Origin of the sequence: Escherichia sp. MOD1-EC6021, from assembly GCF_002965245.1 — a bacterium.
Classification (GTDB): domain Bacteria; phylum Pseudomonadota; class Gammaproteobacteria; order Enterobacterales; family Enterobacteriaceae; genus Escherichia; species Escherichia coli_F.
In genome coordinates, this window is the sequence record NZ_PTRU01000007.1 from 1 (window position 1) to 17,283 (window position 17,283).

General features: G+C 50.5%; 10 protein-coding genes, 1 rRNA gene and 1 pseudogene. 8 read left to right on the top strand and 4 right to left on the bottom strand.

Going from position 1 to position 17,283, the window contains the following annotated elements; translation table 11 throughout:
- The first annotated feature begins 160 nt into the window (after positions 1-160).
- Both rrf and BEB54_RS09890 read left to right on the top strand, forming a co-directional pair.
- A 5S ribosomal RNA gene (gene rrf, locus BEB54_RS09885) occupies positions 161-276 on the top strand.
- 77 nt (positions 277-353) lie between these two features.
- On the top strand, positions 354-737 hold the full coding sequence (locus BEB54_RS09890; protein WP_001353546.1) for a YjaA family stress response protein: 384 nt from the start codon (positions 354-356) through the stop codon (positions 735-737).
- Positions 738-800: 63 nt separating this feature from the next.
- On the opposite strand, the gene BEB54_RS09895 is transcribed toward BEB54_RS09890, so the two are convergent.
- Positions 801-1,244, bottom strand: coding sequence for an acetyltransferase (locus tag BEB54_RS09895; protein ID WP_088541567.1), 444 nt, complete (start codon positions 1,242-1,244; stop codon positions 801-803).
- A gap of 156 nt (positions 1,245-1,400) precedes the next feature.
- On the opposite strand from BEB54_RS09895, the gene metA reads away from it, so the two are divergent.
- The 4 genes from metA (at position 1,401) to aceK (ending at position 7,319) form a co-directional block, all read left to right on the top strand.
- On the top strand, positions 1,401-2,330 hold the full coding sequence (gene metA / locus BEB54_RS09900) for a homoserine O-acetyltransferase MetA (protein ID WP_001122781.1): 930 nt from the start codon (positions 1,401-1,403) through the stop codon (positions 2,328-2,330).
- 268 nt (positions 2,331-2,598) lie between these two features.
- Positions 2,599-4,200: a malate synthase A gene (gene aceB, locus BEB54_RS09905; RefSeq protein ID WP_000138924.1), complete on the top strand. Its 1,602-nt coding sequence runs from the start codon at positions 2,599-2,601 to the stop codon at positions 4,198-4,200.
- Between the two features lie 29 nt (positions 4,201-4,229).
- Positions 4,230-5,534 (top strand): isocitrate lyase, encoded by a 1,305-nt coding sequence (aceA, locus tag BEB54_RS09910; RefSeq protein ID WP_000857856.1) that lies wholly within the window; start codon positions 4,230-4,232, stop codon positions 5,532-5,534.
- Between the two features lie 48 nt (positions 5,535-5,582).
- Complete coding sequence (gene aceK / locus BEB54_RS09915; RefSeq protein ID WP_105277317.1) at positions 5,583-7,319, top strand: bifunctional isocitrate dehydrogenase kinase/phosphatase; 1,737 nt, start codon at positions 5,583-5,585, stop codon at positions 7,317-7,319.
- On the opposite strand, the pseudogene BEB54_RS09920 reads toward aceK, so the two are convergent.
- Both BEB54_RS09920 and iclR read right to left on the bottom strand, forming a co-directional pair.
- Positions 7,288-9,473 (bottom strand): annotated as a pseudogene (locus BEB54_RS09920) (ShET2/EspL2 family type III secretion system effector toxin). The gene aceK and the pseudogene BEB54_RS09920 overlap by 32 nt on opposite strands.
- A 315-nt stretch (positions 9,474-9,788) precedes the next feature.
- A complete protein-coding gene (iclR, locus tag BEB54_RS09925) occupies positions 9,789-10,613 on the bottom strand; it encodes a glyoxylate bypass operon transcriptional repressor IclR (protein WP_000226403.1) in 825 nt (274 codons plus the stop codon).
- A 199-nt stretch (positions 10,614-10,812) separates the two neighbouring features.
- Between iclR and metH the strand changes: the two genes are divergently transcribed.
- Positions 10,813-14,496: a methionine synthase gene (gene metH / locus BEB54_RS09930; RefSeq protein WP_000096041.1), complete on the top strand. Its 3,684-nt coding sequence runs from the start codon at positions 10,813-10,815 to the stop codon at positions 14,494-14,496.
- Positions 14,497-14,715: 219 nt separating this feature from the next.
- The gene (locus BEB54_RS09935; protein ID WP_105277319.1) at positions 14,716-16,347 is read left to right on the top strand and encodes a Na/Pi cotransporter family protein; all 1,632 of its coding nucleotides are present in this window, start codon (positions 14,716-14,718) and stop codon (positions 16,345-16,347) included.
- A gap of 89 nt (positions 16,348-16,436) precedes the next feature.
- Here BEB54_RS09935 and pepE read toward each other — a convergent pair whose 3' ends face one another.
- Entirely contained in the window at positions 16,437-17,126 is a 690-nt protein-coding gene (pepE, locus tag BEB54_RS09940) for a dipeptidase PepE (protein ID WP_000421763.1), read from the bottom strand.
- Positions 17,127-17,283 lie beyond the last annotated feature (157 nt).

Sequence of the window (17,283 nt, forward strand, 5' to 3'; positions counted from 1 at the left end):
CCGGGTGTGTAAGCGCAGCGATGCGTTGAGCTAACCGGTACTAATGAACCGTGAGGCTTAACCTTACAACGCCGAAGGTGTTTTGGCGGATTGAGAGAAGATTTTCAGCCTGATACAGATTAAATCAGAACGCAGAAGCGGTCTGATGAAACAGAATTTGCCTGGCGGCCTTAGCGCGGTGGTCCCACCTGACCCCATGCCGAACTCAGAAGTGAAACGCCGTAGCGCCGATGGTAGTGTGGGGTCTCCCCATGCGAGAGTAGGGAACTGCCAGGCATCAAATTAAGCAGAAGGCCCAGTCGGAAGACTGGGCCTTTTTGCATATCAATTATTTGCATGATGAAGGGAATCTTATGTCAGTTCTGTATATCCAAATTCGTCGTAATCAAATTACTGTTCGCGATCTTGAAAGCAAACGTGAAGTGTCAGGAGAGGCTGCCTTCAGTAACCAGCGCCTGTTAATCGCCAATTTCTTTGTTGCAGAAAAAGTTCTGCAAGATCTTGTTTTGCAACTCCACCCACGTTCACCCTGGTACTCTTTTTTGCCAGCAAAACGTATGGATATTGTTGTGAGCGCGCTGGAAATGAATGAGGGCGGTTTGTCACAGGTTGAGGAACGCATTCTTCATGAAGTGGTCGCTGGTGCAACGTTAATGAAATATCGCCATTTCCACATCCATGCGCAATCAGTGGTGCTCAGTGATAGTGCGGTCATGGCAATGCTTAAGCAGAAATAATCATGTCACCATTGGTGGGTACGAAACCTGAAGTTCAGCTCACCGGGATGAGAAAAAAATTGCCTACGCCTCCACATACGCCAGATTCAGCAACGGATACGGTTTCCCCAAATCGTCCACCTCAGAGCGTCCCGTAACCTTAAATCCCAACTTCTTATAGAACCCTACCGCCCGGGCATTTTGCTCATTAACATTGGTTGTCAGTTCCGGTGCTATCGAGAGCGCATGTTCCACCAGCATCCGACCCACGCCGCAGCCGCGCACATCAGGATCGATAAACAGCGCATCCATATGCTGCCCACTTAACAACATAAACCCAACCGGCCGATCCCGCTCATTAACCGCGACCCACAACGGCGCTTCCGGCAGGAAGGAACGCACCAGCTCTTCCAGCTCGGCCCGATACTCTGCTGATAAAAAATCGTGAGTGGCATCGACAGAACGGCACCAAATCGCAACCAGTTCTTCCCCTTCCTCATGCCGTGAGCGGCGAATACTAATAACCATTTTCTCTCCTTTTCGTCATTCTTATATTCTAACGTAGCCTTTTCCTTGAAACTTTCTCACCTTCAACATGCAGGCTCGACATTGGCAAATTTTCTGGTTATCTTCAGCTATCTGGATGTCTAAACGTATAAGCGTATGTAGTGAGGTAATCAGGTTATGCCGATTCGTGTGCCGGACGAGCTACCCGCCGTCAATTTCTTGCGTGAAGAAAACGTCTTTGTGATGACAACTTCTCGCGCGTCTGGTCAGGAAATTCGTCCGCTAAAGGTGCTTATCCTTAACCTGATGCCGAAGAAGATCGAAACTGAAAATCAGTTTTTGCGCCTGCTTTCAAACTCACCTTTGCAGGTCGATATTCAGCTGTTGCGCATCGATTCCCGTGAATCGCGCAACACGCCCGCAGAGCATCTGAATAACTTCTACTGTAACTTTGAAGATATTCAGGAACAAAACTTTGACGGTCTGATAGTTACCGGCGCGCCGCTGGGCCTGGTGGAGTTTAATGATGTCGCTTACTGGCCGCAGATCAAACAGGTGCTGGAGTGGTCGAAAGATCACGTCACCTCGACGCTGTTTGTCTGTTGGGCGGTCCAGGCCGCGCTCAATATCCTCTACGGCATTCCTAAGCAAACCCGCACCGACAAACTATCTGGCGTTTACGAGCATCATATTCTCCATCCTCATGCGCTTCTGACGCGTGGCTTTGATGATTCATTCCTGGCACCGCATTCGCGCTATGCTGACTTTCCGGCAGCGTTGATTCGTGATTATACCGATCTGGAAATTCTGGCGGAGACAGAAGAAGGGGATGCATATCTGTTTGCCAGCAAAGATAAGCGCATTGCCTTTGTGACGGGGCATCCGGAATACGACGCACATACGCTGGCGCAGGAATTTTTCCGCGATGTGGAAGCCGGACTAGACCCGGATGTACCGTATAACTATTTCCCGCATAATGATCCGCAAAATACACCGCGAGCGAGCTGGCGTAGTCACGGTAATTTGCTGTTTACCAACTGGCTCAACTATTACGTCTACCAGATCACGCCATACGATCTACGGCACATGAATCCAACGTTGGATTAATCTTCTATGATAGTCGATCGTTAAGCGATTCAGCACCTTACCTCAGGCACCTTCGGGTGCCTTTTTTATTTCCGAAACACACCTCAAGAGGTGAATAAATTTTATTCATATTGTTATCAATAGGTTAACATGTATTTTTATTTAAAATGGAAATTGTTTTTGATTTTGCATTTTAAATGAGTAGTCTTAGTTGTGCTGAACGAAAAGCACACAACGATCCTTCGTTCACAGTGGGGAAGTTTTCGGATCCATGACGAGGAGCAGCACGATGACTGAACAGGCAACAACAACCGATGAACTGGTTTTCACAAGGCCGTATGGCGAGCAGGAGAAGCAAATTCTTACTGCCGAAGCGGTAGAGTTTCTGACTGAGCTGGTGACGCATTTTACGCCACAACGCAATAAACTTCTGGCAGCGCGCATTCAGCAGCAGCAGGATATCGATAACGGAACATTGCCTGATTTTATTTCGGAAACAGCTTCCATTCGTGATGTTGACTGGAAAATTCGTGGTATTCCTGCGGACTTAGAAGATCGTCGGGTAGAGATTACCGGACCCGTAGAGCGCAAGATGGTGATCAACGCGCTCAACGCCAATGTGAAAGTCTTTATGGCCGATTTTGAGGATTCACTGGCCCCGGACTGGAACAAAGTGATCGATGGGCAAATTAACCTGCGCGATGCAGTTAATGGCACCATCAGTTACACCAATGAAGCAGGCAAAATTTACCAGCTCAAGCCCAATCCAGCGGTGTTGATTTGTCGGGTACGCGGTCTGCACTTGCCGGAAAAACATGTCACCTGGCGTGGTGAGGCAATCCCTGGCAGCCTGTTTGATTTTGCGCTCTACTTCTTTCACAACTACCAGGCCTTACTGGCAAAAGGCAGTGGCCCCTATTTCTATCTGCCAAAAACCCAGTCCTGGCAGGAAGCGGCCTGGTGGAGCGAAGTCTTCAGCTATGCAGAAGATCGCTTTAATCTGGCGCGCGGCACCATCAAGGCGACGTTGCTGATTGAAACGCTGCCCGCCGTGTTCCAGATGGATGAAATCCTTCACGCGCTGCGTGACCATATTGTTGGTCTGAACTGCGGTCGTTGGGATTACATCTTCAGCTATATCAAAACGTTGAAAAACTATCCCGATCGCGTCCTGCCAGACAGACAGGCTGTGACGATGGATAAACCGTTCCTTAATGCCTATTCACGCCTGTTAATCAAAACCTGCCATAAACGCGGCGCATTTGCGATGGGCGGCATGGCAGCGTTTATTCCGAGCAAAGATGAAGAGCGCAATAACCAGGTGCTCAACAAAGTAAAAGCGGATAAATCGCTGGAAGCCAATAACGGTCACGATGGCACATGGATTGCCCACCCGGGCCTTGCGGATACGGCAATGGCGGTATTCAACGACATTCTCGGCTCCCGTAAAAATCAGCTTGAAGTGATGCGCGAACAAGACGCGCCGATTACTGCCGATCAGCTGCTGGCACCTTGTGATGGTGAACGCACCGAAGAAGGTATGCGCGCCAACATTCGCGTGGCTGTGCAGTACATCGAAGCATGGATCTCCGGCAACGGCTGCGTGCCGATTTATGGCCTGATGGAAGATGCGGCGACGGCTGAAATTTCCCGTACCTCCATCTGGCAGTGGATCCATCACCAAAAAACGTTGAGTAATGGCAAACCGGTGACCAAAGCCTTGTTCCGCCAGATGCTGGGCGAAGAGATGAAAGTCATTGCCAGCGAACTGGGCGAAGAACGTTTCTCCCAGGGGCGTTTTGACGATGCCGCACGCTTGATGGAACAGATCACCACTTCCGATGAGTTAATTGATTTCCTGACCCTGCCAGGCTACCGCCTGTTAGCGTAAACCACCACATAACTATGGAGCATCTGCACATGAAAACCCGTACACAACAAATTGAAGAATTACAGAAAGAGTGGACTCAACCGCGTTGGGAAGGCATTACTCGCCCATACAGCGCGGAAGATGTGGTGAAATTACGCGGTTCAGTCAATCCTGAATGCACGCTGGCGCAACTGGGCGCGGCGAAAATGTGGCGTCTGCTGCATGGCGAGTCGAAAAAAGGCTACATCAACAGCCTCGGTGCACTGACTGGCGGTCAGGCGCTGCAACAGGCGAAAGCGGGTATTGAAGCAGTCTATCTGTCGGGATGGCAGGTAGCGGCGGACGCTAACCTGGCGGCCAGCATGTATCCGGATCAGTCGCTCTATCCGGCAAACTCGGTGCCAGCTGTGGTGGAGCGGATCAACAATACATTCCGCCGTGCGGATCAGATCCAATGGTCCGCGGGCATTGAGCCGGGCGATCCGCGCTATGTCGATTACTTCCTGCCGATCGTTGCCGATGCGGAAGCCGGTTTTGGCGGTGTCCTGAATGCCTTTGAACTGATGAAAGCGATGATTGAAGCCGGTGCAGCGGCAGTTCACTTCGAAGATCAGCTGGCATCAGTGAAGAAATGCGGTCACATGGGCGGCAAAGTTTTAGTGCCAACTCAGGAAGCTATTCAGAAACTGGTCGCGGCGCGTCTGGCAGCTGACGTGACGGGCGTTCCAACCCTGCTGGTTGCTCGTACCGATGCCGATGCGGCGGATCTGATTACCTCCGATTGCGACCCATATGACAGCGAATTTATTACCGGCGAGCGTACCAGCGAAGGCTTCTTCCGTACTCATGCAGGTATTGAACAAGCGATCAGCCGTGGCCTGGCGTATGCGCCATATGCTGACCTGGTTTGGTGTGAAACCTCTACGCCGGATCTGGAACTGGCGCGTCGCTTTGCACAAGCTATCCACGCGAAATATCCAGGCAAACTGCTGGCTTATAACTGCTCGCCGTCCTTCAACTGGCAGAAAAATCTCGACGACAAAACTATTGCCAGCTTCCAGCAGCAGCTGTCGGATATGGGCTACAAGTTCCAGTTCATCACCCTGGCAGGCATCCACAGCATGTGGTTCAACATGTTCGACCTGGCAAACGCCTATGCCCAGGGCGAGGGTATGAAGCACTATGTTGAGAAAGTGCAGCAGCCGGAATTTGCCGCCGCGAAAGATGGCTATACCTTCGTATCTCACCAGCAGGAAGTGGGTACAGGTTATTTCGATAAAGTGACGACCATTATTCAGGGCGGCACGTCTTCAGTCACCGCGCTGACCGGCTCCACCGAAGAATCGCAGTTCTAATAACCAACGCCCCTTTCCGTAAGGCGAGGGGCGAATTAAGGAGAGGCGATGCCGCGTGGCCTGGAATTACTGATTGCACAAACCATTCTGCAAGGCTTCGACGCTCAGTATGGTCGATTCCTCGAAGTGACTTCCGGGGCGCAGCAGCGTTTCGAACAAGCCGACTGGCACGCTGTCCAGCAGGCGATGAAAAACCGTATCCATCTTTACGATCATCACGTGGGTCTGGTGGTGGAGCAACTGCGCTGCATTACCAACGGCCAAAGCACGGACGCGGCATTTTTACTGCGCGTTAAAGAGCATTACACCCGGCTGTTGCCGGACTACCCGCGTTTCGAGATTGCGGAGAGCTTTTTTAACTCCGTGTACTGTCGGTTATTTGACCACCGCTCGCTTACTCCCGAGCGGCTTTTTATCTTTAGCTCCCAGCCAGAGCGCCGTTTTCGTACCATTCCCCGCCCGCTGGCGAAAGACTTTCACCCCGATCACGGCTGGGAATCTCTGCTAATGCGCGTTATCAGCGATCTGCCGCTGCGTCTGCGCTGGCAAAATAAAAGCCGTGACATTCATTACATCATTCGCCATCTGACAGAAATGTTGGGGGCAGACAACCTCGCGGAAAGCCATTTACAGGTGGCGAACGAACTGTTTTACCGCAATAAAGCCGCCTGGCTGGTGGGCAAACTGATCACGCCTTTCGGCACATTGCCATTTTTGCTGCCGATCCATCAGACGGACGACGGCGAGTTATTTATTGATACCTGCCTGACGACGACCGCCGAAGCGAGCATTGTTTTTGGCTTTGCGCGTTCTTATTTTATGGTTTATGCGCCGCTGCCCGCAGCGCTGGTTGAGTGGCTACGGGAAATTCTGCCGGGCAAAACGACCGCAGAATTGTATATGGCTATCGGTTGCCAGAAACACGCCAAAACCGAGAGCTACCGCGAATATCTCGTTTATCTACAGGGCTGTAATGAGCAGTTCATTGAAGCGCCGGGTATTCGTGGCATGGTGATGTTGGTGTTTACGCTGCCGGGTTTTGATCGGGTATTCAAAGTCATCAAAGACAAGTTCGCGCCGCAGAAAGAGATGTCTGCCGCTCACGTTCGTGCCTGCTACCAACTGGTTAAAGAGCACGATCGCGTGGGTCGAATGGCGGACACCCAGGAGTTTGAAAACTTTGTGCTGGAGAAGCGGCATATTTCCCCGGCATTAATGGAATTACTGCTTCAGGAAGCAGCGGAAAAAATCACCGATCTCGGCGAACAGATAGTGATTCGCCATCTTTATATTGAGCGGCGGATGGTGCCGCTCAATATCTGGCTGGAACAAGTGGAAGGTCAGCAGCTGCGCGACGCCATTGAAGAATACGGCAACGCCATTCGCCAGCTTGCTGCCGCCAACATCTTCCCCGGCGACATGCTGTTTAAAAACTTCGGTGTCACCCGTCACGGGCGCGTGGTGTTTTATGATTACGATGAAATTTGCTACATGACGGAAGTAAACTTCCGCGACATCCCACCGTCGCGCTACCCCGAGGACGAACTTGCCAGCGAACCGTGGTACAGCGTCTCGCCGGGCGATGTTTTCCCGGAAGAATTCCGCCACTGGCTTTGCGCCGATCCGCGCATTGGTCCGCTGTTTGAAGAGATGCACGCCGACCTGTTCCGCGCCGATTACTGGCGCGCACTACAAAACCGCATTCGTGAAGGACATGTGGAAGATGTTTATGCGTATCGGCGCAGGCAAAGATTTAGCGTACGGTATGGGGAGATGCTTTTTTGAGTATAGCTTCCATCTTATTTTTCTCCGCGATGTATCGAGGGTTATCCGTAAAGCCATAGCTTTCAGCCATCTTATTTAACGTATTAAGGATTAATTCAGCAATAACCCGGTGACCCAATTCAAAAGCCAACTCAAAGGCAGAGTATTTTTGTGGCGCTTTATGTTGCCAAAAATCCATAATATCTTCAGCGGTAAATCCAAAAAGGTGTGCATGGTCAGATAAAGCAAGATAAACCGTCTCTACAACGTTTTGTTGTTTATGCTGTATCGCTGAAAACAAACCGGGATATTCATTAGAATTATGTGCCAGGAGGAGGGTCTTCATATTTTTTTTATCGAATTTAAACGTATTAAACAGAGTGGGTAATGCGTTAAAAATAGTCTTAATAACGTTCATATGTCCGCGCTGCATGGCTATAAACAAACCCGTGTCGCGCGCAAGACTTTTGGCGGTCAGAAGATCTACAATATCAGAAGCGGAAATGTTAATTTCCTGGGCCAGACAGGGCAATGCTTCGAGTATAACTCTCACGATATCGCTATGCCCATTTTGCATCGCCAGGTATAGCCCCGGGTAACCATAAAAATCCTTTGCCTTCAGGAGATCGAGTACCTGCTCTTTAGTCAAATGACATGTGCGAATTAACAAAGGTAATGCATCCAAAAAAACTTTCAGCATGTCGGCATCACCATTCGCCATAATATAGTATAAAACATGGCTGGACGATCTACTTTTGGCACTCAGGATTTTATACACCTGTTTGTTATCTAAATGATGTGTGGCAGCAAGTTTAGGTAAGGCGTTCAGAATCGAGGTTACGACATTTTTATCCTTACGTGATATCGCTAAAAATAATCCAGAACAACCATTTTTATCTTTTGCCTCCACAATATTAATGAGTTTTTTTTCGAGAGTAATCCTTCATATCCAGGAGCTGACAGTGAATTGAAAATAGTCTCAACGATATCCGCATTACCATAATTTATAGCCAAATATAAACCTGGCAGGTTAATACTATTATAGGCAGTCAACATTTCTGTTCTATGTAGTTCTGGCATTTTCTGGAGCTGAATCATCAGCTGCGTAAGTTTGTGATTCTGACCAATTGCCATGAGCAAATTCATCGTTGCAGGTGATAATGGAGGGGTTATTTCATCCACAGATCCTTTTAACATCAATAGCTGTTCTTTCGGAAGTGCTGGAATTATTGCAACAGATTGGTTAATAACATGATCATTTGACCATTTCAGGAGGCTATAATCTACATTCATAAAATCCATCAGAGAATAGTGTTTAATATCCTCTTTACTTTCGCTCATGATTCTTATTTTATCGTTAGTTACATTAGGATCATAAACCGAAACCACGTAATGGGTACATCCTTCAGTTGTATTTTTTATTCTTAGCCGGGCCGTCAAAGCATGGTTATCCACCAATAATATGGCCGCCATAACACTGATACCATTTGATTCCATCTTGTCAAAATATGCCTTCATAACTAGACCGAAATCACCGCAGGCAGCAACACAACGCCCCTCAGGACGGCTGGAAATTAACGCCAAAGTCTGGTTTTTGCATTTTTTGTTGAAGTGAGCGAGAAAATTTTCAGCTGAGGAATAATCATCTTGATGGGGTTTGTAATCAACATTCTGATAAATGTCATTAATATATTGTGCAGCAATGTGTCGGCATACTATACGGTTTTGGGGGCGCCCCGGGAAATAACATTGACCATTAAGTTTAACTCTTGGAAATTCTTTTTCTTTTCTATCTGAGGTTAGGTTTAATTCTTGTTTATCAAGAGTGTCTAAGCGTTGAGGTAAAATTTCCATTAGGTATTCTTCAAATATTGGAGCAATGGTTTGAGTGAGTGTCGTGTTTTCATTTTTATTAATTATCGTAATTTCTTTTTTATCAGTCTGTAAGACAGACGTGGAAAATTTAATGACAAAATCCTTATTACTAAAGATATGACGGCCGTTTTGTCTACCGTTTTCTGAGAAGCTTTTTAATAGAGGTGTCCCCAGCTCCTTGCCAGAAAATTTATTCTCGAGTTCTTTATAAAACAATTCACTCAGGTTTTGGTGTTCATTTGTCTGGGCTGTATTATTAATATTTAAAGAGAAAGAATTGCGATGAATACGAGTAATCATTTAAATATCTCATTGTTTATTGATGTCTGGAATTTTAACTATCAGAACAGTGAAAAATTTAATATGAATACAAGTAAAGAAATATCATAAATCGCTCAATCTCATAATGAAACCGCAAAAGTTTCGGCGCAATAAGTTCTTGCGATTTTGTTAATAATTAAGTGGTTTGATGTTTAAAAATAATGCTGAGTTAATAAAAGTGTGTGAAGTGTATGATATTAAGTTATTTTTGCGTCAATGCGATTAACAGATACCCTTATTCTATTGCTACTCAGGTATGACGGGCAGAATATTACCTCTACCCGCCAGAAAAAGTCAGCGCATTCCACCGTACGCCAGCGTCACTTCCTTCGCAGCTTTAATCACCATCGCACCAAACTCGGTTACGCGATCATCGGTAATACGTGAAATCGGCCCGGAAATCGAAATTGCCGCAAATGGTTCGCGGTGCTCGTCGAAAATACACGCTGCGAGGCAACGCAGCCCCAGCGCATGTTCCTCATCGTCAAATGAATAACCCCGTTTTCGCGTTTGGGCGAGATCTTCTTTTAAATGTACAGGAGACACCAGTGTTGCGTGGGTATAGGCATGTAACCCTTTGCGGTGCAGCAGCTTCGTCACCTGTTCTTCGCTCAGTTGGGCTAAAAAGGCTTTACCCGCACCGGAAGCATGCATCGGTAATTTACCGCCAATAGGGGCGGACATACGCATCAGGTGCGTACACTGTACCTGGTCGATAATAATCGCTTCGTGATCGCTTTGATCAAGCACCGCCATATTTACCGTTTCGCCAGACTCTTCCATTAGATTGCGCAGGATAGGGTGAACAATGGCTAACAAATTACGGCTCTGGAGAAAGCTGCTGCCGACCATAAAGGCATGTGCGCCGATTGCCCAGTGTCCCAGTTCGCCGACCTGACGCACGAAACCCTGCTGTTGCATCGTGGTTAGCAGACGGTGGGTCGTGGAGTTGGGTAACCCGGCTTGTTGCGCCAGTTCCGTGAGTGCCACACTGCCATTGGATTCGGCAATCCACTCCAGTAATTTCAGACCACGCGTTAAAGACTGAACCTGCCCAGTCGCTGGTGCGGTGGCAACGGCGGGTTTTCTGCCGCGTTTCGCGGGAATGGGTGCGACCATGACAGTCTCCTTTTTCTGTATCGTGGAAATCATTTTCATTTTTATTGTTAGCTAATGCAATAGTTGCTGAACTGATCCGATGAGTTAATGTTGAACAAATCTCATGTTGCGTGGTGGTCGCTTTTACCACAGATGCGTTTATGCCAGTATGGTTTGTTGAATTTTTATTAAATCTGGGTTGAGCGTGTCGGGAGCAAGTGTGAGCAGCAAAGTGGAACAACTGCGTGCGCAGTTAAATGAACGTATTCTGGTGCTGGACGGCGGTATGGGCACTATGATCCAGAGCTATCGACTGAACGAAGCCGATTTTCGTGGTGAACGCTTTGCCGACTGGCCATGCGATCTCAAAGGCAACAACGACCTACTGGTGCTCAGCAAACCGGAAGTGATCGCCGCTATCCACAACGCCTACTTTGAAGCGGGTGCGGATATCATCGAAACCAACACCTTCAACTCCACGACCATTGCGATGGCGGATTACCAGATGGAATCCCTGTCGGCGGAAATCAACTTTGCGGCGGCGAAGCTGGCGCGTGCCTGTGCTGACGAGTGGACCGCCCGTACGCCAGAGAAACCGCGCTACGTTGCCGGTGTTCTCGGCCCGACCAACCGCACGGCGTCTATTTCTCCGGACGTCAACGATCCAGCATTCCGCAACATCACTTTTGACCAGCTGGTGGCGGCCTATCGTGAATCCACTAAAGCGCTGGTGGAAGGTGGTGCGGACCTGATCCTGATTGAAACCGTTTTCGACACTCTTAACGCCAAAGCGGCGGTCTTTGCGGTGAAAACGGAGTTTGAAGCGCTGGGTGTTGAACTGCCGATTATGATCTCCGGCACCATCACCGACGCCTCCGGGCGCACGCTCTCCGGGCAGACCACCGAAGCATTTTACAACTCATTGCGCCACGCCGAAGCGCTAACCTTTGGCCTGAACTGTGCGCTCGGGCCAGATGAACTGCGCCAGTACGTGCAGGAGCTGTCACGGATTGCGGAATGCTACGTCACCGCGCACCCGAACGCCGGGCTGCCCAACGCCTTTGGTGAATACGATCTCGACGCCGACACGATGGCAAAACAGATACGTGAATGGGCGCAAGCGGGCTTTCTCAATATCGTCGGCGGCTGCTGCGGCACCACGCCACAACATATTGCAGCGATGAGTCGTGCAGTAGAAGGATTAGCGCCGCGCAAACTGCCGGAAATCCCCGTAGCCTGCCGTTTGTCCGGCCTGGAGCCGCTGAACATTGGCGACGACAGCCTGTTTGTGAACGTCGGTGAACGCACCAACGTCACCGGTTCCGCTAAGTTCAAGCGCCTGATCAAAGAAGAGAAATACAGCGAGGCGCTGGATGTGGCCCGCCAGCAGGTGGAAAACGGCGCGCAGATTATCGATATCAATATGGATGAAGGGATGCTCGACGCCGAAGCGGCGATGGTGCGTTTTCTCAATCTGATTGCCGGTGAACCGGATATCGCTCGCGTGCCGATTATGATCGACTCCTCAAAATGGGACGTCATTGAAAAAGGTCTGAAGTGTATCCAGGGCAAAGGGATTGTTAACTCTATCTCGATGAAAGAGGGCGTCGACGCCTTTATTCATCATGCGAAACTGTTGCGTCGCTACGGTGCGGCAGTAGTGGTGATGGCCTTTGACGAACAGGGCCAGGCCGATACCCGCGCACGGAAAATCGAGATTTGCCGTCGGGCGTACAAAATCCTCACTGAGGAAGTCGGTTTCCCGCCGGAAGATATCATTTTTGACCCGAACATCTTCGCGGTCGCAACCGGTATTGAAGAGCACAACAACTACGCGCAGGACTTTATTGGCGCGTGTGAAGACATCAAACGTGAACTGCCGCACGCGCTGATCTCCGGCGGCGTTTCTAACGTTTCGTTCTCATTCCGTGGCAACGATCCGGTGCGCGAAGCCATTCACGCGGTGTTCCTCTACTACGCTATTCGCAATGGCATGGATATGGGGATCGTCAACGCCGGGCAACTGGCGATTTACGACGACCTACCCGCTGAACTGCGCGACGCGGTGGAAGATGTGATTCTTAATCGTCGCGACGATGGCACCGAGCGTTTACTGGAGCTTGCCGAGAAATATCGCGGCAGCAAAACCGACGACACCGCTAACGCCCAGCAGGCGGAGTGGCGCTCGTGGGAAGTGAATAAACGTCTGGAATACTCGTTGGTCAAAGGCATTACCGAGTTTATCGAGCAGGATACCGAAGAAGCCCGCCAGCAGGCTACGCGCCCGATTGAAGTGATTGAAGGCCCGTTGATGGACGGCATGAACGTGGTCGGCGATCTGTTTGGCGAAGGGAAAATGTTCCTGCCGCAGGTGGTGAAATCGGCGCGCGTCATGAAACAGGCGGTAGCGTATCTCGAACCGTTTATTGAAGCCAGCAAAGAGCAGGGCAAAACCAACGGCAAGATGGTGATCGCTACAGTGAAGGGTGACGTCCACGACATCGGTAAAAACATCGTTGGCGTGGTGCTGCAATGTAACAACTACGAAATTGTTGATCTCGGCGTGATGGTGCCTGCGGAAAAAATTCTCCGTACCGCCAAAGAAGTGAATGCTGATTTGATTGGCCTTTCAGGATTGATCACGCCGTCGCTGGATGAAATGGTCAACGTGGCGAAAGAGATGGAGCGTCAGGGCTTCACCATTCCGCTATTGATTGGCGGCGCGACCACCTCAAAAGCGCACACGGCGGTGAAAATCGAGCAGAACTACAGCGGCCCGACGGTGTATGTGCAGAACGCTTCACGCACCGTTGGTGTGGTGGCGGCGCTGCTTTCCGACACTCAGCGCGATGATTTCGTTGCTCGTACCCGCAAGGAGTACGAAACCGTGCGTATTCAACACGGGCGCAAGAAACCGCGCACTCCACCGGTCACGCTGGAAGCGGCGCGCGATAACGATTTCGCTTTTGACTGGCAGGCTTACACGCCGCCGGTGGCGCACCGTCTCGGCGTGCAGGAAGTCGAAGCCAGCATCGAAACGCTGCGTAATTACATCGACTGGACACCGTTCTTTATGACCTGGTCGCTGGCCGGGAAGTATCCACGCATTCTGGAAGATGAAGTGGTAGGTGTTGAGGCGCAGCGGCTGTTTAAAGACGCCAACGACATGCTGGATAAATTAAGCGCCGAGAAAACGCTGAATCCGCGTGGCGTGGTGGGGCTGTTCCCGGCAAACCGTGTGGGCGATGACATTGAAATCTACCGTGACGAAACGCGTACCCATGTGATCAACGTCAGCCACCATCTGCGTCAACAGACCGAAAAAACGGGCTTCGCTAACTACTGTCTCGCTGACTTCGTTGCGCCGAAGCTTTCTGGTAAAGCAGATTACATCGGCGCATTTGCCGTGACTGGCGGACTGGAAGAGGACGCACTGGCTGATGCCTTTGAAGCACAGCACGATGATTACAACAAAATCATGGTGAAAGCGCTTGCCGACCGTTTAGCCGAAGCGTTTGCGGAGTATCTCCATGAGCGTGTGCGTAAAGTCTACTGGGGCTATGCGCCGAACGAGAACCTCAGCAACGAAGAGCTGATCCGCGAAAACTATCAGGGAATCCGCCCGGCACCAGGCTACCCGGCCTGCCCGGAACATACGGAAAAAGCCACCATCTGGGAGTTGCTGGAAGTGGAAAAACATACCGGCATGAAACTTACAGAATCTTTCGCCATGTGGCCCGGTGCATCGGTTTCGGGTTGGTACTTCAGCCACCCGGACAGCAAGTACTACGCGGTGGCGCAAATTCAGCGCGATCAGGTCGAAGACTATGCCCGCCGTAAAGGTATGAGCGTCTCAGATGTTGAACGCTGGCTGGCACCGAATCTGGGGTATGACGCGGACTGATTCACAAATCTGTCACTTTTCCTTACAACAAACAGGGCGCTCAATGAGTGCCCTGTCTCTTTATTAATATGAAACACTTATACTGGAATCAGGCTGGAATAATCTTAGCCGGAAAAACGAATGTCAAAAGTCACAGTAAAGATGCCAGTCAGCGTGTTTCCGGTCCTTTGGTCATTCAATTGCTTCAGGAACATATAACGATAAGGAGAACCTGAACTCGTGTTAACGCTGCTTCACCTGCTTTCTGCCGTCGCCCTGCTGGTCTGGGGGACTCATATTGTTCGAACCGGCGTAATGCGCGTCTTCGGCGCGCGTTTGCGTACTGTCCTTAGCCGGAGCGTCGAAAAAAAGCCGCTCGCCTTTTGCGCGGGGATCGGCGTTACCGCACTGGTACAGAGCAGTAATGCCACCACCATGCTGGTGACCTCGTTTGTCGCCCAGGATCTGGTTGCTCTCGCGCCTGCGCTGGTGATTGTGCTGGGTGCAGATGTCGGGACGGCGCTAATGGCGCGTATTCTCACCTTCGACTTATCCTGGCTGTCACCGTTACTTATTTTTATCGGCGTGATTTTTTTCCTCGGCCGCAAACAGTCACGCGCCGGGCAACTAGGCCGTGTCGGTATTGGTCTTGGGCTGATTTTACTGGCGCTGGAATTGATTGTGCAGGCCGTAACGCCGATCACCCAGGCAAACGGCGTTCAGGTGATCTTTGCCTCGCTAACCGGCGATATTCTGCTGGATGCGCTGATTGGCGCGATGTTCGCCATTATCAGCTACTCCAGCCTTGCTGCTGTACTGCTGACCGCGACTCTGACCGCCGCAGGCATTATCTCCTTCCCGGTGGCGCTCTGTCTGGTGATTGGTGCTAACCTCGGCTCCGGCTTGCTGGCGATGCTCAACAACAGTGCCGCCAATGCCGCAGCTCGCCGTGTCGCGCTGGGTAGCCTACTGTTTAAGCTGGTGGGTAGTCTGATTATCCTGCCGTTTGTCCATTTGCTGGCAGAGACAATGGGGAAGTTGTCATTGCCAAAAGCGGAACTGGTGATCTATTTCCACGTTTTCTACAACCTCGTTCGTTGCCTGGTCATGCTGCCATTTGTTGAACCGATGGCACGTTTTTGCAAAACGATTATTCGCGATGAACCGGAACTGGATACCCAGCTACGGCCTAAACATCTGGATGTCAGCGCGCTGGATACGCCCACGCTTGCTCTGGCGAACGCTGCCCGCGAAACCCTGCGCATTGGCGACGCCATGGAACAGATGATGGAAGGGTTGAATAAAGTGATGCACGGCGAGCCACGGCAGGAGAAAGAGCTGCGTAAGCTGGCTGATGACATCAACGTTCTCTATACCGCTATTAAGCTGTATCTGGCGCGAATGCCAAAAGAAGAGCTGGCGGAGGAAGAGTCGCGTCGCTGGGCGGAGATCATCGAAATGTCGCTTAACCTTGAACAGGCCTCCGATATCGTCGAGCGCATGGGTAGTGAAATTGCCGACAAATCGCTGGCTGCAAGGCGAGCATTTTCGCTTGATGGCTTGAAGGAACTGGATGCGCTCTATGAGCAATTGCTCAGTAATTTAAAACTGGCAATGTCGGTTTTCTTCTCTGGCGATGTTACCAGCGCCCGTCGTTTGCGCCGCAGCAAACATCGTTTTCGCATTCTTAATCGCCGCTATTCTCACGCCCACGTTGATCGCCTGCATCAGCAAAACGTGCAGAGCATTGAAACCAGTTCGCTACATTTAGGATTACTGGGAGATATGCAGCGCCTGAACTCGCTGTTTTGTTCGGTGGCTTACAGTGTGCTGGAACAGCCTGATGAAGATGAAGGACGGGACGAGTATTAATACCGTGCCCCTGTAGGCCTGATAAGACGCGTAAAGCGTCGCATCAGGCACTATGTACAAGATGCCGGATCATGCATCCGGCAATTCACTTAAAAACGGTGACCCGCTTCCAGCGGCACCGCTTCTTCACCAGCCTTAAACACATAAGTGGTGTTCGGGCCACCCAGCGTAGCGTGACCTTTACTTACTGTGATCCAGTTACCTTCCGGCAGACCAATAATCGTCAGTTCTGGCGCGACGACCAGCAGTTCGCGAATACGCTGCTCACGGGTTTCACCTTTATGGCCTTCCGGCAGCGCGTTGGTGAAGTGCGGGTTGATTTGCAGCGGGAACAGATTTAGCGCATCGAAACCTTGCGGATCGACAATCGGCATATCGTTGGTGGTACGAATGGTTGGGCAAGCAAGGTTAGCGCCTGCGCTCCAGCCAATATACAGCGCGCCACGTTTCACCACGTCAGTAATTGGTGCCAGCAGCCCGCGCTCGCGGCACTGTTTCAGCAACTGGAAAGTATTACCGCCGCCGACAATCACGATCTCAGCATTTTCAATCGCGGCAACGGGATCGACAACGCTATGAATACCGGTGACAGAAACACCCAGCGGAGCGAGAACCGCAGCCGTTTTCGCTGTGTAATCATCCCAGGTCTGCGTTACGCCAGCGAAAGGAATAAATACCGCAGAACGGCGACCCTGCAACTGTTCAGCAATCAGCGGCAGCGCGTGTTCCAGCCAGGCTTTACCCGGCAGCGTCGAGTTACTCAATAAAAGCAGTTCCATTACTTCTCCGGTTAGTAAGAAAACACGGAAGGAATGCTACCACTGCGAATTTAACCACTTACTGACATGGCTCACGATGTCGCACATTGCTTCTGGAAAGTGATTTGAGCAGGTAACGAATTCAAGCCAATGGAAATAACAAATAGTTCGCTCATGA